The sequence below is a fragment of the Sphingobium sp. UBA5915 genome, assembly GCF_002431195.1.
Taxonomy (GTDB): domain Bacteria; phylum Pseudomonadota; class Alphaproteobacteria; order Sphingomonadales; family Sphingomonadaceae; genus Sphingobium; species Sphingobium soli.
The window spans coordinates 1-21,178 of sequence record NZ_DJDV01000089.1; the positions used below are offsets into that span (position 1 = coordinate 1).

20 protein-coding genes and 1 pseudogene are annotated in these 21,178 nt (G+C 65.0%); 12 read left to right on the forward strand and 9 right to left on the reverse strand.

Annotation, left to right across the window (positions count from 1 at the left end; all coding sequences use genetic code 11):
* A pseudogene (locus B2V90_RS15180) lies at positions 1-717 on the reverse strand (hypothetical protein); the annotation flags it as partial.
* 88 nt (positions 718-805) lie between these two features.
* Between B2V90_RS15180 and queF the strand changes: the two are divergent.
* Both queF and B2V90_RS15190 read left to right on the forward strand, forming a co-directional pair.
* Complete coding sequence (gene queF / locus B2V90_RS15185) at positions 806-1,267, forward strand: preQ(1) synthase (RefSeq protein ID WP_228221392.1); 462 nt, start codon at positions 806-808, stop codon at positions 1,265-1,267.
* 165 nt (positions 1,268-1,432) lie between these two features.
* Positions 1,433-4,084 (forward strand): M1 family metallopeptidase, encoded by a 2,652-nt coding sequence (locus tag B2V90_RS15190; protein ID WP_228221394.1) that lies wholly within the window; start codon positions 1,433-1,435, stop codon positions 4,082-4,084.
* A 58-nt stretch (positions 4,085-4,142) separates the two neighbouring features.
* Here the strand turns inward: B2V90_RS15190 and B2V90_RS15195 are convergent, their stop codons facing one another.
* The 6 genes from B2V90_RS15195 to B2V90_RS15220 all read right to left on the reverse strand — a co-directional run bounded on the left by B2V90_RS15195 (position 4,143) and on the right by B2V90_RS15220 (position 7,481).
* Positions 4,143-4,760 (reverse strand): MarC family protein, encoded by a 618-nt coding sequence (locus B2V90_RS15195; protein ID WP_009823258.1) that lies wholly within the window; start codon positions 4,758-4,760, stop codon positions 4,143-4,145.
* The gene (locus B2V90_RS15200) at positions 4,757-5,401 is read right to left on the reverse strand and encodes a YybH family protein (RefSeq protein WP_228221395.1); all 645 of its coding nucleotides are present in this window, start codon (positions 5,399-5,401) and stop codon (positions 4,757-4,759) included. The genes B2V90_RS15195 and B2V90_RS15200 overlap by 4 nt, the downstream gene beginning before the upstream one ends.
* The gene (gene folD, locus B2V90_RS15205) at positions 5,398-6,294 is read right to left on the reverse strand and encodes a bifunctional methylenetetrahydrofolate dehydrogenase/methenyltetrahydrofolate cyclohydrolase FolD (RefSeq protein ID WP_009823260.1); all 897 of its coding nucleotides are present in this window, start codon (positions 6,292-6,294) and stop codon (positions 5,398-5,400) included. Before folD ends, B2V90_RS15200 begins: the two co-directional genes overlap by 4 nt.
* Positions 6,291-6,614: a DUF167 domain-containing protein gene (locus tag B2V90_RS15210; RefSeq protein WP_009823261.1), complete on the reverse strand. Its 324-nt coding sequence runs from the start codon at positions 6,612-6,614 to the stop codon at positions 6,291-6,293. The genes folD and B2V90_RS15210 overlap by 4 nt, the downstream gene beginning before the upstream one ends.
* Positions 6,611-6,901, reverse strand: coding sequence for a YggT family protein (locus B2V90_RS15215; protein ID WP_009823262.1), 291 nt, complete (start codon positions 6,899-6,901; stop codon positions 6,611-6,613). Before B2V90_RS15215 ends, B2V90_RS15210 begins: the two co-directional genes overlap by 4 nt.
* Before the next feature lie 97 nt (positions 6,902-6,998).
* Positions 6,999-7,481, reverse strand: a complete 483-nt coding sequence (locus B2V90_RS15220) for a hypothetical protein (RefSeq protein ID WP_228221396.1) — start codon at positions 7,479-7,481, stop codon at positions 6,999-7,001.
* Positions 7,482-7,567: 86 nt separating this feature from the next.
* Between B2V90_RS15220 and gyrB the strand changes: the two genes are divergently transcribed.
* Genes gyrB through B2V90_RS15240 form a run of 4 tightly spaced genes read left to right on the forward strand, consistent with a single transcriptional unit; the run spans position 7,568 to position 11,920 of the window.
* Positions 7,568-10,075: a DNA topoisomerase (ATP-hydrolyzing) subunit B gene (gene gyrB / locus B2V90_RS15225; RefSeq protein WP_228221397.1), complete on the forward strand. Its 2,508-nt coding sequence runs from the start codon at positions 7,568-7,570 to the stop codon at positions 10,073-10,075.
* Position 10,076: 1 nt separating this feature from the next.
* Positions 10,077-10,637 (forward strand): DNA-3-methyladenine glycosylase I, encoded by a 561-nt coding sequence (locus B2V90_RS15230; RefSeq protein WP_228221398.1) that lies wholly within the window; start codon positions 10,077-10,079, stop codon positions 10,635-10,637.
* Positions 10,634-11,146 carry a membrane-like protein gene (locus B2V90_RS15235; RefSeq protein WP_228221399.1) on the forward strand — a complete coding sequence of 171 codons (513 nt, stop codon included), beginning with the start codon at positions 10,634-10,636 and terminating at the stop codon, positions 11,144-11,146. The genes B2V90_RS15230 and B2V90_RS15235 overlap by 4 nt, the downstream gene beginning before the upstream one ends.
* A 36-nt stretch (positions 11,147-11,182) precedes the next feature.
* Positions 11,183-11,920: a DJ-1/PfpI family protein gene (locus B2V90_RS15240; protein WP_228221400.1), complete on the forward strand. Its 738-nt coding sequence runs from the start codon at positions 11,183-11,185 to the stop codon at positions 11,918-11,920.
* Positions 11,921-11,928: 8 nt separating this feature from the next.
* On the opposite strand, the gene B2V90_RS15245 is transcribed toward B2V90_RS15240, so the two are convergent.
* Positions 11,929-14,340 (reverse strand): ligase-associated DNA damage response DEXH box helicase, encoded by a 2,412-nt coding sequence (locus B2V90_RS15245; RefSeq protein WP_228221531.1) that lies wholly within the window; start codon positions 14,338-14,340, stop codon positions 11,929-11,931.
* A 185-nt stretch (positions 14,341-14,525) separates the two neighbouring features.
* On the opposite strand from B2V90_RS15245, the gene B2V90_RS15250 reads away from it, so the two are divergent.
* On the forward strand, positions 14,526-15,866 hold the full coding sequence (locus B2V90_RS15250) for a cystathionine gamma-synthase family protein (protein ID WP_228221401.1): 1,341 nt from the start codon (positions 14,526-14,528) through the stop codon (positions 15,864-15,866).
* Positions 15,867-15,871: 5 nt separating this feature from the next.
* Positions 15,872-16,798 carry a 2-hydroxyacid dehydrogenase gene (locus B2V90_RS15255; protein WP_228221402.1) on the forward strand — a complete coding sequence of 309 codons (927 nt, stop codon included), beginning with the start codon at positions 15,872-15,874 and terminating at the stop codon, positions 16,796-16,798.
* A 4-nt stretch (positions 16,799-16,802) separates the two neighbouring features.
* Here B2V90_RS15255 and B2V90_RS15260 read toward each other — a convergent pair whose 3' ends face one another.
* Positions 16,803-17,477 carry an HAD family hydrolase gene (locus B2V90_RS15260; RefSeq protein WP_228221403.1) on the reverse strand — a complete coding sequence of 225 codons (675 nt, stop codon included), beginning with the start codon at positions 17,475-17,477 and terminating at the stop codon, positions 16,803-16,805.
* 98 nt (positions 17,478-17,575) lie between these two features.
* Between B2V90_RS15260 and B2V90_RS15265 the strand changes: the two genes are divergently transcribed.
* The 4 genes from B2V90_RS15265 to B2V90_RS15280 are packed head-to-tail and all read left to right on the forward strand — an operon-like array spanning position 17,576 to position 21,155.
* Entirely contained in the window at positions 17,576-18,685 is a 1,110-nt protein-coding gene (locus tag B2V90_RS15265) for an ABC transporter permease (RefSeq protein ID WP_293922087.1), read from the forward strand.
* Positions 18,686-18,699: 14 nt separating this feature from the next.
* Positions 18,700-19,557, forward strand: coding sequence for an ABC transporter ATP-binding protein (locus B2V90_RS15270; RefSeq protein WP_414711611.1), 858 nt, complete (start codon positions 18,700-18,702; stop codon positions 19,555-19,557).
* Between the two features lie 3 nt (positions 19,558-19,560).
* Complete coding sequence (locus B2V90_RS15275) at positions 19,561-20,523, forward strand: MlaD family protein (RefSeq protein ID WP_009823274.1); 963 nt, start codon at positions 19,561-19,563, stop codon at positions 20,521-20,523.
* A 20-nt stretch (positions 20,524-20,543) separates the two neighbouring features.
* A complete protein-coding gene (locus B2V90_RS15280) occupies positions 20,544-21,155 on the forward strand; it encodes an ABC-type transport auxiliary lipoprotein family protein (protein WP_228221406.1) in 612 nt (203 codons plus the stop codon).
* Positions 21,156-21,178: the final 23 nt, after the last annotated feature.

A 21,178-nucleotide genomic window follows, 5' to 3' on the forward strand; every position in this document is an offset into this window, starting at 1 on the left:
GGGCGGCGGGGTGGAAGGCTGCGGGAGCGCCGGCGGGGGTGCGGCGGCTGGTTCGGGCGCGGGGACTGCGGGAGCGCGCGCTGCGTCGGTCGACTGGCGACGGCGCTGCAGGAGGATGGCTCCTAGTATGGCGAGCAGAACCACAACGACGCCGATGATCCACGATAGCGCTGACGCTTCCTGCTGGGGGGCAGGCGCGGGCGGTGGTTCGCGGGCAACATCCGGCGTCGCGGCATTTTCCGCAGGCGCAGGAGGCGACGCTGGCGCTGGGGCGGGCGCAGCGTCGTTGGATGGGGTTGGCGACGCCTGTGGTTCCGGCTCGACGGGTTCGGACGGCGGGGACGCGCGGGTCGAGGTGTCGCGCTCGGTCGATGGCGCTGTGCGAGGCGCTTGCGATCGGGGCGGCGACGCCTGTTGCCGGGGGGTCGAGGGCACGGGCTGGACCGTGGCCCGCGGGGGCGTCACGGTTGGCGCGGTTACAGGTGGCGCGCTGACGGCCGGCGTCGTTGTGGAGGGAGCGGTTACGGGCGGATTGGCGCGCGGCGTTACCGGATCTCGATAGACGTCGAGTTCGGGACCCTGGCGATTGGGGTCGGGCGCGGGGCGGGACGGCGGAAGGGAAAATCCGCCGCTCGGCTGCTGCGTTTCCTGCGCGGCGAGCGGCGCGGCCATCAGCAATGGCGCGGCAATCCAGAACGAACGAATAAGAGACCCCATAGGCAAGCCAAGGCACAAGACGGACTGAACCGCAAGTGAACAATACGCGGCGATGACATCAGCCGTGCGATCGCGTAGATGCGCGGTCATGACCGACCTTCCCACGACCCCGATTCATCTGGGCCAGGCCAGCGCCCTGCCCGCTTCGCCGCAGGACGCCGTCCTGGACTATGTGCCCAATCCCCGGCCCGGCCGCCCCTATCTGGTACGCTTTACCGCGCCGGAGTTCACGTCGCTCTGCCCCGTGACTGGCCAGCCCGATTTCGCGCACCTGGTAATCGATTATGCGCCCGGCGACACGATCGTCGAATCCAAATCGCTCAAGCTGTTCCTGGGCGCGTTCCGCAACCATGCCGGTTTCCATGAGGATTGCACCGTGGGCATTGGCGAGCGGCTGTTCACGGAAATGCAGCCGATCTGGCTGCGCATCGGCGGATATTGGTATCCGCGCGGCGGCATTCCCATCGACGTCTTCTGGCAGTCCGGCGAACCGCCGGTGGGCATGTGGCTGCCGCCGCAGGACGTGCCGGGCTATCGCGGACGGGGCTGACCGGCGCGCTCATTTGTTTGACGAACGGGCAACAGACATCGACCAACGACAGGGCTGCGCGGCGTGATCGCTTGACCGATGCGACGAAACGGTTGATCCCGCGTTCATCGGGCGAGAGATACAATCTCATGCCGCCCTTCAAGACGTGTCGGAGTCTGTCATCCCATGAGCTTTGCCAAAATCCTGCCGCTGCTGATCGCGGCTGCCCCCGTCGCCCTTGCCACGCCTGCGCTGGCGCAGAGCGCCGCCCCCACCGGCCCGGCGGCCGGCATCACGACCCAGTTGCCGCGCGGTGCGGCGCCCAGCCATTACACGATCGAGGTGACGCCCGACGCGGCCAACCTGCGCTTCACCGGCAACACCGTCATTGACGTCACCGTCAGCCAGACCATGCCGCAGCTGGTGCTGAACGCCGCCGACCTGAGCTTTGGCGACGTGACGCTGACCCCGTCGAGCGGCCGGGCGATCAAGGGCAAGGCGACGGTCGATGCGCAGGCGCAGACCGTCAGCCTCGATTTCGGCAAGCCGGTCGCGCCGGGCAATTACCGGCTGGCCATCGCCTATGCCGGCGTCATCAACCAACAGGCGAACGGCCTTTTCGCGCTCGACTATACCAATAATGACGGTCAGGCGAAGCGCGCGCTGTTCACCCAGTTCGAAGCGCCCGATGCGCGCCGTTTCGTGCCGAGCTGGGACGAGCCGAGCTACAAGGCGACATTCGACCTGAGCGCCGTCATCCCCACGGGCCTGATGGCGGTCGGCAACATGCCGGTCAAATCGACGGCGGACATGGGCGGTGGCAAGACCCGCGTGACATTTGGCACCAGTCCCAAAATGTCGACCTATCTGCTGTTCTTTGGCCTGGGCGAACTGGAACGCGCCACCAAGATGGCCGGCCAGACCGAAGTCGGCGTCATCACCGGCAAGGGCAATAGCGGCAAGGCGCAGCTGGCGCTCGACGCGTCGGCCAGCATCCTGCCCTATTTCAACGACTATTTCGGCGTGCCCTTCCCTCTGCCCAAGCTCGACAATGTGGCGGGACCGGGCCAGAGCCAGTTTTTCAGCGCGATGGAAAATTGGGGCGCGATCTTCACGTTCGAACGGGCGCTGCTGGTCGATCCCCGCTTCACGTCGGAGGCGACCAAGCGGCGCATTTACGAAACCGTCGCGCATGAAATGGCGCACCAATGGTTCGGCGACCTTGTCACCATGGCGTGGTGGGACGATCTGTGGCTGAATGAAGGCTTTGCCAGCTGGATGGCGACCAAGGTGACGGACAAGCTGCAACCCGACTGGGAAATGCTGCTGACCCGCGTTGACGGGCGCGAGGCGGCAATGAGCCTCGATTCGCTCGCCACCACCCATCCGGTCGTGCAGAAGATCACCACCGTCGATCAGGTGAATCAGGCGTTCGACGCCATCACCTATCAGAAGGGTGAAGCGGTCATCACCATGCTGGAAGGCTATGCCGGCGAGGATGCGTGGAAGTCGGGCATTCAGGCCTATATGAAGGCCCATGCCTATGGCAACACCGTCACCGACGACCTGTGGAAGGCGGTCGAGGGCGCGGGCGCGAAGGGGCTGGTCAGCATTGCCCATGACTTCACCAGCCAGCCAGGCATTCCGCTAGTCAAGGTGGACAGCGCCCAGTGCAAGGGCGGGCAGACCGTCCTGACCCTGAGCCAGGGGGAATTTAGCCGCGACCAGAAGAATAAAACGCCGCTCAGCTGGAACGTGCCGGTCAAGGCGCAGACGATCGGTGGCGAGGCGCAGCGCCTGATCCTGCAGGGCAAGGGACAGGTCACGCTGCCCGGATGCGGCGCCTATGTCGTCAATGCGGGCCAGACGGGCTATTATCGCTCGCTGTACCCGGAAGCCAATGTGAAGGCGCTGGCCAAGGACTTCACCAATCTGGCCAGCATCGACCAGACCGGCCTGCTGGCCGACAATTTCGCGCTGGGCCTAGGCGGATATCAGCCGATCGGGCTGGCGCTCGATCTGGTCGACGCGGTGCCAGCGAGCGCCAGTCCCGCCGTGCTGGCCGAAGTTCCCGGCTATCTGGGCAGTGCTTATGACATGCTGGATGGCGACAATGCCGCGCAGGACCGGGTCGTCGCCTATAGTTCGCGCAAGCTGACGCCTGTCCTCAGCACGATCGGTTATGACGCCAAGGCGGGTGAGGGATCGCAGGTGCCGGTGCTGCGCTCCGCGCTGATATCGACGCTGGGCGACATGGGCGACAAGGCCGTGGTGGCCGAAGCCAATCGCCGCTTCGCCGCGCTGGACAGCGACCCGACCGCCCTGGACGGCCCGCTGCGCAATGTGTGGCTGGGCATCATCGCCAAAAACGCCGATCAGGCGACCTGGGACAAACTGCGCGCCATGGCCAAGGGGGCGAAGACCGACCTGGAAAAGAGCACGCTCTATGCGCTGCTGGGTGGTGCGCGCGACGAAAAGCTGGCAGCGCAGGCGCTGGACCTGGCGCTGACCGACGAGCCGGGCAAGACCACCAGCGCCGCGATCATCGGCCAGGTCGGCTATGCGCATCCGATGCAGGCGGTGGACTTCGTGCTGGCGCACCGGGCGCAATATGAGGCGCTGATCGACGTGTCGGCGCGCAGCCAGGCGCTCGCGCGGCTGGGTGGCGGTTCGGCCGACCCGGCGATGGCGACCAAGCTGGACGCCTATGCCACCCAATATCTGACGCCGGAATCGCGCAAGGTCGTCGACCGCGCCATCGCGTCGGTCAAGACGCGGGTCGAAACGCGGCAACGGTTGAAGGCCCCGCTCGCCAGCTGGTTTGCGGGCAAGCGGTAACAAGAAAAAGGGCGGCCCAGACGGGTCGCCCTTTTTCATTCAACGATCGAGCGCGGGGTCAGAAGCTGGCTTTCAGCCCATCGATCACGAATTGGGACGCCAGGGCCGCCAGAAGCACGCCCAGGAGCCGGGTGATGACCGCTTCGATCTTGTGCCCCAGCAGCGCCATCAGCGGCCCCGCGGCGATCAGTGCGCCAAGCATCAGGAGCAACGTCACGACGACCGCGCCCAGCACGACCATGCGTTCGATCAAGCCGTCGGTGCGCGACATCAGCAGCATCACCGTCGCAATCGACCCCGGCCCGGCGATCATCGGCATCGCCATGGGGAAGACGGAGACATCCTCCACCTCGGGCGTATCGGCGATCTTCTGCGCCCGGTCCTCGCGCCGCTGGGTGCGCTTTTCGAACACCATGTCCATCGCGATGATGAAGAGCATGATGCCGCCGGCAATGCGGAAACTGTCCAGTTCGATGCCCAGCATGCCGAGCAACTGTTTGCCCCACAAAGCAAAGACCAGCAGGATCGCGGCGGCGATGCCCACCGCGCGCACCGCCATGGCCCGGCGCTGCGCCGCGCTGGCGCCGTTTGTGATGCTGGCATAGATGGGCGCACAGCCGGGCGGGTCGATCACCACGAACAAGGTGACGAAGGCGGACAGGAACAGGGCGATCATGATCCGGCCTTTACGTTATCGTCGATGACGGTTTCATAGGCCGCGCCCGTCCACATGCGGACGGTGACGCGGCGGCTTTTGTCGGGGGCGACTTCAGCGGTCCAGAGCAGGCTGTCATCGGCGGGCGGTGCGTCCTTGCCGTCCTTAGCGGGCGGGCCGTCGGGCCGGGTGGCGCGCTTGCAGGTGGCGACCTTGCCCGACAGGATATCGGACGCTGGGCGCGGCGTGGCGAGCGTGTCGCCATGATCCAGGATCCACTGCCAGCGCCCCTTCTTGTCGCGCCGCCAGATGGTGGTGAAATAGCCGACCGATCCGTCCGGGCGCTTCCAGTTGCCGGTACTGGCCGCGAGCCGCCCGTCGCACGAGACATAGACGGTGGAGGGCGACCAGTTGACCGATGCCGGCGGGTCCGCCTGTTTCTTGAGCCAGTCTTTCGCCAGCACTTTGTCGGGCACGAACATCACCGCATCGTCGGCGGCGGTTTCACGGAAGGCGGTCCATTGCCCCTTGTCCTGCGCCAGCCGGTTGAAGGCGATTTCGGCGGCGATCACGGAGCTGGGATCGGGCTGATAGCGCATTGGCGGGCGCGCCGCGACCAGGGCCGCAGCACCGATCGCCAGCAGGGCGAGCCGCGCGCTCACAGGCCGTCCGGCTTCGCCAGCCCGGCGCGGGCGTGGGCGGCGACCAGCGTGTTGCGCAGCAGGACCGCAATGGTCATCGGCCCGACACCGCCGGGAACGGGGGTGATCGCGCCGACATGGGCCAGCGCCTCGGCCGTGGCGACATCACCCACAATACGACTTTTTCCGGTGTCCTCGTCATCGGGGACGCGGTTGATGCCCACGTCGATCACGGTCGCGCCGGGCTTGATCCATTCGCCCTTGATCATTTCCGGGCGACCCACGGCGGCGACAACGATGTCGGCGCGGTGGACGACGCTGGCCAGATCATGGGTGCGGCTGTGCGCGATGGTGACGGTCGCGTTTTCGGCGAGCAACAATTGCGCCATCGGCTTGCCGACGATGTTGGAGCGGCCGATCACCACCGCTTCCTTGCCGCTGAGGTCGCCCAGTTCATCCTTCAGGAGCATGATGCAGCCCATTGGCGTGCAGGGCACCAGCGCCTCCTGCCCGGTGGCGAGGCGGCCGGCGTTGACGACGTGGAAACCGTCGACATCCTTGGCCGGATCGATGGCGGCGATCACGGCGGCTTCGTCGATATGGTCGGGCAGCGGCAGCTGGACGAGGATGCCGTCGACCCGTTCGTCCTGGTTGAGTTCCTCGATCAGGTCGAGCAGATCGTCCTGGCCGATCGTGGCGGGCCGCTTGAACTCGAAACTGTCCATGCCGACCGCGACCGTCATCTTGCCCTTGGAGCGGACATAGACGCTGCTCGCCGGGTCTTCCCCCACCAGCACGACCGCCAGGCCCGGCTTACGTCCCGCCTGTTCCACGAAAACCGGGACCGCCTGCGCGATCCGTTCGCGCAGGCTGGCGGCGAACGCCTTGCCGTCGATGATCTTGCCGATGCTCATATCTGTTCCATCCACTGTTCGATGCAGGCCACCAGTCGGTCCTGCGCCCCGCCGCCGCCGATGATCCGCAGCCGCTTTAGCCGGTTGCTATCACCCGATTCCAGCATAATCGCGCTTTTCGGCCAATCCAGCGCCTGCGCCAGCAGGGCGATGAGCGCAGTGTTGGCGCGGCCCTTTTCCGGCACTGCGCGCACCCTTGCGGTAAGCCACGGCGCGGCCCTGTCATCACGCCAGACGCCGCCGATCCCCTGCCGGGCCGATCCGGGCGTCAGGCGGATCGCCAGCAGCAGATCCGCGCCCGATCGGCTCCAGGCCGTCACACGAAGCCGAAGAGCGGCGGCAATATGGCCTGGCGGATGATCAGGATGGCGAGCAGCACCACCATCGGCGACAGGTCGAGCGCGCCAAGGTCCGGCATCACCCGGCGAATGGGGTTGTAGATGGGCGCGGTCATCCGGTCGAGCGCGACCATGACGGTGCGCACGAAGTCGTTGCCCATGTTGACGACGTTGAAGGCGATCAGCCAGCTCATGATCGCCTGAATGATGATGATCCACCACAGCACGTCGAGCAGGATGACGATGATCTGATAAAGCGCGTAGGCCACAAGGGTCTCCGTAAAAGCGTTGCCCCCGGCTCTAGCCGAGGCGCAGGGGCCGGGACAAGCCATGTGCTGGCTCTTTTGGCGAAGGGCAGGCCCGCGCCTATCCCGCGATCAGCCGGACATAGGCGCTCGCGACCCAGCCGCTGGCGCACGGCCCTTCATAGGCCTGTTTGCGGTCCACCGGCGACGATACGCCGCAATCGAGGGGCGGAGCGCTGTCGCCCTCCGCCGGTGTCGGGCGCACGACGACGCCCAGCCATTTCTGGTCGATGCTGCGGGTGCAGACATGCAGCCGCGCGCCCTCCGCCAGGGTTGCGACGCTTTTAGCTTCGGCGAAGGGGGCGGCGCGCAAGGCAAGGCCATTGCCGCCCGCGCGCGTCACCTGCCCCATCACCCCGCAAGCGTCGAGGCGCGGACCATCCTCCCCAATCGTCACCGGCCGCGCCAGCGTGGATTCGATCCGGCTGTCGGGCACCACCTCCCGCGGCGCGCCGGCGAGCGAACTGTTGGGCAATTCCTCATAGACGTCGTTGCTTTGCGAACAGGCGGCGAGGACCAGCATCAGGGCAGGGACAATGCGCATGGAAAGCGTGATAGACCGGGCGGCACGCGGGGGAAAGACGCCATGTTTCGCTTTAGTTTCATAGGCGCATTCCCTATAGGCTTGGCATGAGCGAAGAACCCCTGAATAGCAGCAACAAAAATGATTATGGCGCCGACAGCATCAAGGTGCTGAAAGGTCTGGACGCCGTGCGCAAGCGGCCCGGCATGTATATCGGCGACACCGACGATGGCAGCGGCCTGCACCATATGGTGTTCGAGGTCAGCGACAATGCGATCGACGAGGCGCTGGCCGGTCATTGCGACAGGATCGTCATCACGCTCAACCCCGATGGCTCCGTCAGCGTCGAGGATAATGGCCGCGGCATCCCCACCGGCATCCACAAGGAAGAGGGCGTGTCGGCGGCCGAGGTCATCATGACCCAGCTGCATGCGGGCGGGAAGTTCGAAAATACGTCAGACGACAACGCCTATAAGGTGTCGGGCGGCCTGCATGGCGTGGGCGTATCCGTGGTCAACGCCCTGTCCGAATGGCTCGACCTCAATATCTGGCGGGACGGCAAGGAACATTATATGCGCTTCGCCTATGGCGATGCGACCGCGCCGCTGAAGGTGATCGGCGACGCGCCAGAAGGGAAGAAGGGGACGCGCGTCACTTTCCTGGCGTCGACCGAGAAGGCGCCCGGCGATGGCGGCACGTTCAAGAACCAGACCGAATATGATTTCGACAAGCTTGAGCATCGCTATCGCGAGCTGGCGTTCCTCAATAGCGGCGTGCGCCTGTTTCTGGTCGATGCGCGGCATGAGGAGAAGAAGGAAGTCGAGCTGTTCTACGAAGGCGGGATCGCGGCCTTCGTCAAATATCTGGATCGCAACAAGAATGCGCTGATGCCCGATCCGATCGCGATCGCGGGCACGCGCGACGATGTGACCATCGACGTCGCGCTGGAATGGAACGACAGCTACTATGAAAATGTGCTGTGTTTCACGAATAACATCCCGCAGCGCGACGGCGGCACGCATCTGGCCGCGTTCCGCGCGGCGCTGACCCGCACCTTGAACAACTATGCGGAAAAGTCGGGCGCGCTCAAGAAAGAGAAGGTGTCCCTCACCGGCGAGGATATGCGCGAGGGGCTGACGGCGATCGTATCGGTGAAGCTTCCCGATCCCAAATTCTCGTCGCAGACCAAGGACAAGCTGGTGTCGTCCGAAGTGCGCCAGCCGCTCGAAAGCCTGATGGCGGACAAGATGGCCGAGTGGCTGGAAGAAAATCCCGCGCACGGCAAGATGATCGTGCAGAAGGTGATCGACGCCGCCGCCGCGCGTGAGGCGGCGAAGAAGGCGCGCGAACTGACCCGGCGCAAGGGCGCGATGGACATCGCGTCACTCCCCGGCAAGCTCGCCGACTGCCAGGAGCGTGACCCGGCCAAGTCCGAACTGTTCCTGGTCGAGGGTGATTCGGCCGGCGGTTCGGCCAAGCAGGGGCGCAATCGCCACAATCAGGCGATCCTGCCATTGAAGGGCAAGATATTGAACGTCGAGCGCGCGCGGTTCGACCGGATGCTGTCGTCCAAGGAAGTGGGCACGCTCATCCAGGCGATGGGCACGGGCATTCGCGACGATTTCAACCTGGAAAAGCTGCGCTACCACAAGATCGTCATCATGACCGACGCCGACGTCGATGGCGCGCATATCCGCACGCTGCTGCTGACCTTCTTCTACCGCCAGATGCCGCAGATCATCGAGGCGGGGCATCTCTACATCGCGCAACCGCCGCTCTACAAGGCGAGCCGGGGCCGGTCGGAAGTCTACCTTAAGAACGAGGCGGCGCTGGAGCAATATCTGGTCGACAATGGCGTCGAGACGATGGTGCTGGAAACCGGCGGCGGCGCCCGCTGCGGCGATGACCTGCGCGGCCTGATCGAGCATGGGCGGCGGATGCGCGCGGTCATGCGCTATGTGCCGCGCCGCTATAATCCGCAGATCATTGAAGCGCTGAGCATCAATGGCGCGCTCGACCCGGAACTGTCGAAGGAAAGCCAGGCCGAGCGGCTGGCCGCGACCGTGACCTGGCTGGGCGCGCATGATGCCGAAGGGCGCTGGTCGGGCCGCATCGCGCAAGAGGGCGGTTTCCATTTCGAACGGCTGTGGCGCGGCGTCACCGATCACCACATGATCGAGGGTGGCTTCATCGGGTCGGCCGAAGCGCGCAAGCTGCACACCATCGCCAGCGAGGAAGCGGCGAGCTACCAGAGCATCAGCCGGCTGGTTTCGGCCAAGGCGGCGCAGGCGGCGGAAGATGCGGGCGAGGACGACCTGCCGGCGGCCCCCGCCAAGGGCGCGACCATCACCAGCCCCAGCGATCTGCTGGAGGCGATATTGGCCGCCGGGCGGAAGGGCTTGTCGATCCAGCGCTATAAAGGGCTTGGCGAGATGAATGCCGAGCAATTGTGGGAAACCACGCTGGACCCCGACAACCGGTCGATGCTGCGCGTCGAGGTGGAGCAGGCGGACATTGCCGACGAAATTTTCAGCCAGCTGATGGGCGATGTGGTCGAATCTCGCCGCGAGTTCATCCAGGACAATGCGCTGAACGTCGCCAATCTGGACGTTTGAGATGGAGCCGGTCCGGTGCAGTTGGTGCGGCACCGACCCGCTCTATCGCGCCTATCATGATGACGAATGGGGCGTCCCGCAACGCGATTCCCGCATGTTGTGGGAAATGCTGATGCTGGAGGGGTTTCAGGCAGGGCTGTCCTGGATCACCATCCTGCGCAAGCGGGACGCCTTTCGCGCTGCCTTTGCCAGGTTCGATCCAGACCGCGTGGCGGCGTTCGGCCCGGCCGATGTCGAGCGGCTGATGGGCGATCCCGGCATCGTGCGGGCGCGCGCGAAGATAGAAGCGACGATTGCCGGCGCGCGCATCTTTGGCGCGATGCGCGATTCCGGCGAGGATTTCGCGGACTATGCCTGGGCGTTCGTGGACGGGCAGCCGATCCGCAATGATGGGCGATCCTTTCCGGCAAAAACGGCGCTGTCGGAGGCTATTTCCAAGGATCTGAAGCAACGCGGCTTCAAATTCGTCGGCCCGACGATCGTCTATGCCTGGATGCAGGCGACGGGGCTGGTGAACGACCATGCGGCAGATTGCTTCCGACGCGAGGCGGTGGCGGGATGAGGCTGGCGGCCTTGCCACTGCTGGCGCTGTCGGCCGGGTGTGGGGACGAGCCGAGGGCAGTGGTGAACGCGGCCGGGATCGAGCGCGAAGCGGAAGTGGTGCGCGCGCCGATCACCATGGAGCCCGCAAAGTCCGACGGCGAACGCGACAGATCGACGGCGGTTGCGCCACCGGCCAAGCCTTTGGTTTCACGTGGAACATCAGCGCGCGATCCGGCTCCGTCCGACTATCGCGCCATTGGCACCGAACCCTTTTGGGCTGTAACCGTGCGGGGCGCGACGGCGGTGCTGGAGCGGCCTGATGCGCCGCCTCTCCACTACGGCGTGCGCCAGGAAATGGACAGCAAGTCGCTGCGCTATTTGGGCGACGGCTTTACCATGACAATCAGCGAGGGGCCGTGCAGTGACGGAATGAGCGACGCGCTCTGGTCCGACCGGGTGCAGATCGCCTTTGCGCAGGGCGTGTACAAGGGGTGCGGAGGGGACCGCGAAGAGGATCGCGGTTTCTGATCCGCCAATCGTTGAGGAAGGAAAGGAGATGCGATCATGCCCATGCCGCCCATCACCCCGTCGCGCCGCGACCTGCTCATCGGGTCCGCGCTGATGGCGGCCGCGCCGACCCCGTCGACCGCCGCCACGCCCGTTACCGGCACGCCGCCGGTGCCGCCGCAAGGGCCGCGCAAGACGCTGGGCATGGTGGTTTTCGAGGGGTTTGAGCTGCTCGATGTGTTCGGGCCGCTGGAAATGTTCGGCATGATCAATGACCGCGTCGATACGGTGCTGATTGCCGAGAAGGCGGGGCCGGTCGCGAGCCGCACTGGTCCCAAGACCGTGGCCGATGTGAGCTTTGCCGACGCGCCCAAGCTGGACATTGTGATGGTGCCGGGCGGATCGGGCACGCGGCGGGAGGTCGACAATTCGGCGTTCCTGGGCGCGATGAAGCGGCTTGCGGAGGCGACGCCGCAGGTGGCGAGCGTCTGCACCGGATCGGGACTGCTGGCGAAGGCAGGGCTGTTGAACGGTGTGCGCGCCACCAGCAACAAGATGGCGTGGCAATGGGCGACTGCGCAAGGCAAGGAGGTGCATTGGGTGCCCCATGCGCGCTGGGTCGAGGATGGCCGCTTCATCACGTCGTCGGGGGTGTCCGCCGGCACCGACATGGCGCTCGCACTGATCGCCAAGCTCTATGGCAAGGTGCTGGCGCAATGGGTTGCCGACCGGGCTGAATATCGCTGGAATCAGGATGCGAGCGATGATCCCTTCGCGGCGATCAACGGGTTGTAACAGCGGACTTAATCGGCACGCATCGCTTCGTTGACCAGCGCTTCGGCCTCCATCAGCAGCGCGTCCTCGGCCGCCTGTTGCGCCACCTGCTCGCGCCCGATCAGGATCAGCACCGGCACCGCGAGCGGGCTGACGCGGTCCAGCGTGATATGCAGCATCGTGGTCGCCGCGCGGTCGATCAGGTCGCCCAGACGCCCCACGTCGGTCATGCGCGCGCGCGCGTCGGCCCAGGCCGCCTTGATGAGCAGATGGTCAGGCTGATATTTGCGCAGCACATCATAGATGAGGTCGGTGGAGAAGGTGACTTGCCGCCCGGTCTTGCGCTTGCCCGGATGCTGCCGCTCGATGAGACCGGAGATCACAGCGACATCGCGAAATGCGCGCTTGAGCAGGCTTGACTGTTCGACCCAGTCGATAAATTCATGGTCCAATATGTCAGCCGAAAACAGGCTCCTGGGGTCAGTGACGGGCTTGAGGCCATAGACCGCCAGCGCATAGTCGTTGGCGACGAAGCCCAGTGGCATCAGCCCCTGCGCGTCCATGCGGCGCGTGAGCAACATGCCGAGCGACTGATGCGCATTCCAGCCTTCGAAACTGTAGCAGATAAGATAATGCCGCCCTTCATGCGGGAAGGTTTCGATCAGCAATTGCCCCGGCTGCGGCAGGACCGAGCGGGCCTGCTGCATTTCCAGCCATTCGCGCACGTCCTGCGGAAAGCGATTCCATTCCTGCGGTTCGGCCAGGAAATTCCGCACGCGGTCGGCCAGGCGCGTGGACATCGCCATGCGCGACCCGCCCCAACTGGGCACGCGCGCCTGTTTTGACGTGGCGCGCACGGTGAGGTCGCTCGTGTCCATGCGCACGACCTCCAGCGCCATGCCGGAAAAAAAGAAACTGTCGCCGGGGCGGAGTTGCGCGGCAAAGCCTTCCTCCACAGTGCCAAGCTTGCGGCCATTGGCGAAGCGTACGGCGAGTGCGGGCTGATCGACGATGATGCCTGCGTTCAGGCGGTGCTGCTGAATGAAGCGGGGATGGGATACGCGCCAGGTCCCGTCCTGTTCTCTGGTCAGCCGCTTGAACCGGTCATAGGCGCGCAGGGCGTACCCCCCGCCTTCGATGAAGTGAAGGACATGATCGAACGCTTCGGCGGTCAGCGCGCTATAGGGAGTGGCGGATTGCACCTCCTTGAGCAAATCCTCCGCGCGGAACGGCCCGGCACAGGCAAGCCCCATGACATGCTGGGCCAGCACGTCGAGGCTGCCGGGACGGAAATCATCGGCGTCGCGTTCGCCAGCCTCCACCGCGTCGAGCGCGGCGCGCGCTTCCAGATATTCGAAGCGATTGCCGGGAATGAGGATCGCTTGCGAGGCCATGTCGAGCCGGTGATTGGCGCGGCCGATCCGCTGGAGCAGGCGCGAGCTGCCCTTGGGCGCGCCCATCTGGATGACGCAATCGACATTGCCCCAATCGACGCCGAGGTCGAGTGAGGCGGTCGCGACCAGCGCGCGCAACTTGCCCGCCGCCATCGCGCTCTCCACCTTGCGTCGCGCCTCGATCGACAGGCTGCCATGATGGATGCCGATCGGCAGGTTCGCGTCGTTGGCCGACCAGAGGTCCTGGAAGATGAGTTCGGCAAGCCCGCGGGTGTTGCAGAAGATCAGGGTGGTGCCGCGCGACTGGATTTCCGCCATGACCTGCGCGGCGGCGTAGCGGCCCGAATGGCCCGACCAGGGAACGCGGCCTTCGGGAATGAGGATGGCGACATGGGGGTCCGCGCCGGCCTCCCCCAGCACCGGCGTCACCGCGCCGATATCGCCATCAGGCGCGAGCCAGGCGCGATAGGCGTCGACATCGGCGACCGTCGCGGACAGAGCGACACGGCGCAGATCGGGGTTGATCGTCTGAAGCCGCGCCATCGACAGGTTGAGCAAGTCGCCGCGCTTCTGGGTGGCAAAGGCATGAACTTCATCGACGATTATGGTCCGCAGATGGGCGAACATGATCTGTGCGTCAGGATAGCTGAGCAGCAGGGACAGCGATTCGGGCGTCGTGAGCAATATCTGCGGTGGGCGGGCGCGCTGCCGCGCCTTTCGGTCGGAGGGCGTGTCGCCGGTGCGGGTTTCCACGCGGATGGGCAGGCCCATTTCCTCGATCGGCGTCAGCAGGTTGCGACGGACATCGACGGCCAGCGCCTTGAGCGGCGAGACATAGAGGGTGTGCAGGCCCTCGGTGGGATGGTCGATAAGATCAGCCAACGTCGGCAGGAAGCCGGCCAGCGTCTTGCCCGCGCCGGTGGGCGCGACCAGCAGCGCATGATCGCCCTGCCGTGCCGCCGCCAGCATTTCCATCTGATGCCGGCGCGGACGCCAGCCGCGCGCGTCGAACCAGTTGCCGATAATGGGGGGGAGCGTGACGGGCATCGTCGGGAATGTAGGTGCGCCTATGGCCTTCGTCACCCTCTCGTCCAGCCATCCGTCCTTGGCAATTAACATGCTTGGCAGCGAAATATTATGTCCCGACCCTCTGGCCCCCGCCCCCGCTCCTGCGTTACACTCCGGTCCATCATCAGCGGCGCTGCAGACGTCGCGAAGCAGGAGACATGATCATGACCGGCGAAACCCCGCCCCCCGTCACCGAAGCCGACCTGAGCGGCGTCGAAGCCACCGGCAACCGCCGCCGTCCCAAGGCGTCCATCCTGGAAATCGACGGCCGCAAGCTCAAGCCCGCGACCTTGATGATGGGCCATGGCTATGACCCGACACTGTCGGAAGGGTCTTTGAAGCCGCCGATCTTCCTCACCTCCACTTTCGCCTTTGAAAGCGCGGCGGCGGGCAAGCGGCATTTCGAGGGCGTGACGGGCATCCGCCCCGGCGGCGCGGAGGGGCTGGTCTATTCGCGGTTCAACGGCCCCAATCAGGAAATTTGCGAGGACCGGCTATCGGTGTGGGAGGAAGCCGAGGACGCGCTGCTCTTTTCCAGCGGCATGTCGGCGATCGCCACCACCCTGCTGGCGCTGGTGCAGCCGGGCGACGTCATCGTCCACAGCGCGCCGCTCTATGCCGCGACCGAATCGCTGATCGGGCGCATTCTGGGCAAGTTCGGCGTGCAATGGGTCGACTTCCCGGCTGGCGCGACTGCCGAGGAGATTGGCGCGGTGATCGAGCAGGCCAAGGGGCTGGGCCGGGTGGCGATGATCTATCTGGAAAGTCCGGCCAATCCGACCAATGTCCTGGTCGATTTAGAAGCGGTAGTCGCGCGGCGCGACTCCGTGTTCGCCGGGGTGGACCATGTGCCGCCGATCGCCATCGATAATACATTCCTTGGTCCGCTATGGCACAAGCCGATCGCCCATGGCGCGGACTTGGTCATCTACAGCCTCACCAAATATGCCGGCGGCCATAGCGATCTTGTGGCGGGCGGCGTGCTGGGCAGCAATGTGCTGATCAATACCATCCGCCTGATGCGCAACACGATCGGCACCATATTGGACCCGCACAGCGCCTGGATGCTGCTGCGCAGCCTGGAGACGCTGGAACTGCGGATGAGCCGGGCGGGCGAGAATGCCGCCAAGGTGTGCGCCTGGCTGCGCGACCAGCCGCAGGTGGAGAAGGTCGTCTATCTGGGCTTTCCCGAAACCGAGCGCCAAGCGGACATTTACAGGCGGCATTGCACCGGCGCCGGATCGACCTTTTCGCTCTACTTGAAAGGCGGAGAAGCCGAAGCCTTCGCCTTCCTCGACGCGCTCAAGATCGCCAAGCTGGCGGTCAGCCTGGGCGGCACTGAAACGCTGGCCAGCCACCCGGCGGCGATGACCCATTTGTCGGTGCCGGCCGAGCGCAAGAAGGCGCTGGCGATCGGCGACAATATGGTGCGCATTTCGATCGGCTGCGAGGATGCCGACGATCTGATCGCCGATTTCGCGCAGGCGCTGCGGCAGATAGGCTGAGCGGCATGACCAGACCCTCGTTGTTGGTGGGGCAGCCGCTGCTGGCGCCGTTGTTACCCGTGCTGCGCGCCGAATATGATGTGATCGCGCTGTGGGACGACCCGGACCCGGCAGTGCTCGCCCGCGTCGATGCGATCGTGTGGGCCGGGGAGTTCCCGCTCGACCGGGCGCTGGTCGATGCGATGCCGCAGCTGCGCCTGATTGCCTGCTTCACTGTCGGCTATGACGGCGTGGACCTGGAGCTGGCGCGAACGCGCGGCATTGCCGTCGCCCATGCGGGCGCAGCCAATGCCGACGATGTCGCCGACCATGCGATCGGCCTGATGATCGCGCATCGCCGCTGGATCGTCGGCGGCGACCGGCATCTGCGGGCTGGCCAATGGACGATCGAGGCGAAGACACGCACATGGTCGATGGGCAGCGCGCGGCTGGGGATTGTCGGCATGGGCGCAATCGGCATCGCCATTGCGGAACGGGCGCAGGCGATGAAGATGCAGATCGGCTGGTGGGGACCACGCCCCAAGCCGGGCCTGGCCTGGCCGCGCGCCGACAGCCTGATGGCGCTGGCCCGGCAAAGCGATATCGTGATCGTCGCGTGCCGAGCGGACGAAAACAATCGCGGCATGATCGATGCTGCGATCATGGAGGCGGTCGGCGCAGACGGGCTGCTGGTCAATGTCGCGCGGGGTCAGCTGGTTCAGGAGGCGGCGCTGATCGAGGCGCTGACATCGGGGCGGCTGGGCGGCGCGGCGCTGGACGTGTTCGATCCTGAACCGACCGATCCCGCGCGGTGGAAGGACGTGCCGAACATCGTGCTGACGCCCCATACCGGCGGCGCGACGCATGAGGCGGTGGGCCGGATGCTCGAAACGCTGCGCGCCAATCTGGCCGCGCATTTCGCCGGCGAGCCGCTGCCGGCCCGCGTGGTATAGGTGGTCAGTCCCAGTCTACTCGCGGCCAGCCGCGCGCCTGCGCCAGCAGGGCAAGGCGGCGGTGGGGATTGGCGGCAAAGGGCAGGTCGGCAAATTCCAGCATCGGCGCGTCCGAGACATGGTCGGAATAGGCCCGGATATGCGCGTCGCTGCGGTCGATCGCCCGGGCCGCCATCCATGCCTTGATCATGCGCAATTTGCCGGTGTCGTAGCAATTTTCGCCGGCGATCTTGGCACGGACGTAGCGCAGATCCTGGCTGAGATGATCCGTGGCGATGACGGCGTCGAACCCCAGCCGGCGGGCGATCGGTTCGACATAGAGGCGATAGGATGCGGTGGCGAGCACCAGAGTGTAGCCGTCCGCGCGGTCTTGCGCGATCTGCGCCAACGCGCCCTGGCGCACATTGGCGGCGATCACCTTGTCGGCATAGCTTTCGACATGCGGCATCAAGCGGGCGCGTTCGACATTGTAGCCGACCATCAGCGCCTGATTCAGCTCCTTGAGCCGCTGGCGGCTGATGAGCTTCACGACATAGGCCAGCATCAGCAAAACGACGCAGGGCAGCAGGATCAGCCGCCACGGCGCCATGGCGCGGGCAACGTGAATCAGGAAACCGGTATAGGTGCCCGTGACCGTGACCGTGCGGTCCATGTCATAGATCGCCAGAAGATGCGTCATGCCGTATCCGAAACTTTTGCCTCAGCCCTTCGTTCTGACCTGCGGATGGGCCGTTTCGGCTTGCCGTGCAACCGATAATGGACCACTAAATCGCCCTGATGAACAAAGCCGCCGATCTCATAGAAGAGCAACGCGATGGCGGCACGGTAATACGGCTTTCGGGAAACCTGGCCATAGCGTGCCTTCATGATCTGCCTGCCCGCCTGGACGCTGTGCAGGGGCCGATCAATGCTGTCGACGTGTCGCAGGTCGATCATATCGACACGATCGGCGCATGGACCGTGCATAGCGCGGCCAAGCGATTGAACGCGCCAATCACCGGCGCGAACGAAGATGCAAAGAGGCTGATAGAGGCGGTCGGTACGCTGGACGAGCCGTTTTCCCTCCGCCCGGACAAGGTGTCGCCGCTGACGCGCGTCGTCGGCCAGATTGGCGATGCAGTGATCAGCGCCGGGACAACCTTGATGGGCCTGCTCGGCTTTTTCGGGGCCAGCCTGGTTGCGGCATGGGGGCTGATCCGGCATCCAAGCCGGTTTCGCGTCAATGCGGTCGTCCAGCGGTTCGAAGTGGTGGGGGTGTCGGCCCTGGGCATTATCGGCCTGATGAGTTTCCTGATCGGCATCGTCATCGCCCAGCAAGGGTCGGTGCAGTTGCGCCAGTTCGGCATGGAAATGCTGACCATCAACCTGGTTGGACGCCTGACGTTCCGCGAACTGGGCGTGTTGATGACCGCGATCATGGTTGCCGGCCGATCCGGTTCGGCTTTTGCCGCACAGCTTGGCACGATGAAGCTGACCGAGGAAATCGACGCGATGCGCACCATCGGCGTGTCGCCGATGGAAGCGCTGGTCATGCCGCGCACATTGGCGGTGGTGGTGATGATGCCGCTGCTGGGTTTCTACGCGTCCATCGTCGCGGTCATCGGCGGCGGGTTCCTGTGCGCTGTTGCGCTCGACATTCCGCCCATCACCTTTGTCCAGCGGCTGCGCGAAGTCGTGCCAATCACCGACCTGTGGGTCGGATTGATCAAGGCGCCGGTGTTCGGCATCATCATCGCGCTATCGGGCTGCTATCAAGGTATGCAGGTCAAGGCCAATGCCGAGGAAGTCGGCCTGCGCACCACCGCAGCCGTGGTTCAGGCAATTTTCCTCGTTATCGTGATCGACGCCTTCTTCGCCGTCTTCTTCACCTGGGTCGGGTGGAACTGATGAGCGAGATGGACATGCAGCAGGCCGACGAACGGCGCGTCGATGACGCCATCGCGCAAGACGGGGTTGCAATCCGCGTGCGCGGCCTGCGCAACAGTTTCGGCGATCAGGTTGTGCACGAAAAACTCGACCTCGACGTGCGCAAGGGCGAGATACTGGGGGTCGTGGGCGGATCAGGCACAGGCAAATCCGTCTTGATGCGGTCCATCATCGGGTTGCAGACCCCGGATGAAGGCGATGTGCGCGTGTTTGGCGAGGCCATGGTCGGCCGCCTTGACGATGAAGCGCTGGCAGTCCGCAAGCGCTGGGGCGTTCTGTTTCAGGGCGGCGCGCTGTTTTCAACGCTCACGGTCGCGGAAAATGTCGAAGTGCCGATCCGCGAATATTACCCCAATATCGGGCCGAAGCTGCGCGAGGAGATCGCCGCCTACAAGATCCGCATGACCGGCCTGCCGGTCGAGGCTGGCCCCAAATATCCGGCCGAACTGTCCGGCGGCATGCGCAAGCGCGCCGGACTGGCGCGCGCATTGGCGCTGGACCCCGATTTGTTGTTCCTGGACGAACCCACAGCTGGCCTGGACCCGATCGGCGCGGCCGCGTTCGATGATCAGACTCGCAGGCTGCAACAGACACTGGGGTTGACCGTCTTCCTCATCACCCATGATCTCGACACGCTCTATTCGATTTGCGACCGGGTCGCCGTGCTGGCGGACAAGAAGGTGATCGCCGTGGGCACGATCGAGGAATTGCTGGCGCTGGATCACCCGTGGATTCAGGAATATTTCAATGGCCCAAGAGGCCGGGCCGCCACAGCGGCGGTGGAACGCGAAAAGAACAAGGTGGCGTCCGCGTCGCCCGAGGGAAGGCAATAGGATATGGAAACCCGCTCCAACCATGTGCTGGTCGGCACGGTCACGCTGTTGTTGCTGGCCGCGATCATGATTGCCGCCTTCTGGTTTTCGCGCCTGTCGCAAGGCGACAACAAGGAATATGACATCTTTTTCAAGCAGTCGGTCAGTGGCCTGGCGAAAGGATCGGGCGTCAACTATGCCGGCGTGCCGTCCGGCCAGGTCGAAAAGATCGAATTGTGGAAGCGCGACCCTAGCTTCGTGAAGGTGCGTATCTCCGTCCGGGATGGCACCCCTATCCTGCAAGGCACCACCGCCACGATTCAGGGCGTTGGCTTTACAGGGGTGAGTGAGATCGTGCTGGACGGCGCGGTGAAGGGCGCCCCGCCCATCCAGTGCCCCGCGCAAAATGCCCCGGCGGCCTGCCCGGATGGCGTGCCTGTCATACCGACCAAGCCCGGCGCGCTGGGCGAACTGCTCAACAATGCGCCGCAGCTGCTGGAGCGTCTGTCCACACTGACCGAACGCCTCACCGAATTGCTCGACGACAAGAATCAGCAATCGATTGCGGGCATCCTGGCCAATGTGGAGCGTATTTCGGGATCGCTGGCCGACCGCAGCCCTGAAATCGCCGCGACCCTGGCGGAAGCCCGCATTGCTGTCCAACGCACCGGTGTTGCCGTCGAGCAGATCGGCAAGCTGGCCGCGACGACGGATTCGCTGCTGAATGAACAGGGCAAACCGTTGATGGCCGACCTGCGCAAGACCGTGCAGTCCGCAACCCGCAGCATCGACACACTCGACAAGACGATTGGCGAGGCGCAGCCTGGCGTGAAGAGTTTCAGCACGCAGACCATGCCGGAAGTCAATCAGCTGGTACGCGACCTGCGGGAAATGTCGCGCGCGTTCCGTGGCGTTGCTGAAAAGCTCGACCAGCAAGGCGCCGGGTCGATCGTCGGATCGCCCAAATTGCCCGATTACAAGCCATGAGGAAGATAAGGATGAGGCGCATGTTCCACGCGAAACCCCATGGTGTCACGGCGGTGCTGGCCGCGGCTTTCCTGCTGTCGGGCTGCGTATCTTTCGGGGGCAAGCCGCCCGAGCGGCTGCTGTCGCTCGATGCTGCGCACAAGGTGCCGTCCGGCACGCCGCGCGTCGCGGGAAACGGGCGGACGCTGATCGTGACCGAGCCTGAAGCGCCAAAGACAGTCGATACGGTTCGAGTGCCTGTCCAGACGAGCCCGACGTCAGTTGCCTATGTGACCGATGTGCAATGGGCCGATACGCCGCGTCACCTGTTCCGCCGTCTGTTGGCGGAGACGATTTCGGCCACGACCAACCGCGTGGTTCTGGATACGGGCCAATTTTCGGGCGATGGTGGCCAGCGGCTGACGGGCGAACTGATCGATTTCGGTATCGACGAAGCACAGCAGAGCGCGATCGTGACCTATGACGCGATGCTGATGACGCCGAGCGGAGTCGCATTGGCGCGTCAGCGATTTACCGCCAGCGCGCCGGTCGGCGGGAAGATCAATGCGACCAGCGTCGGCGCCCCGCTCAATGCGGCGGCCAATCAGGTGGCGACTGATGTCGCCGCTTGGGTTGCGGCGATGAAGGACTAAGGCACAGGCCGCCGGGACATCCT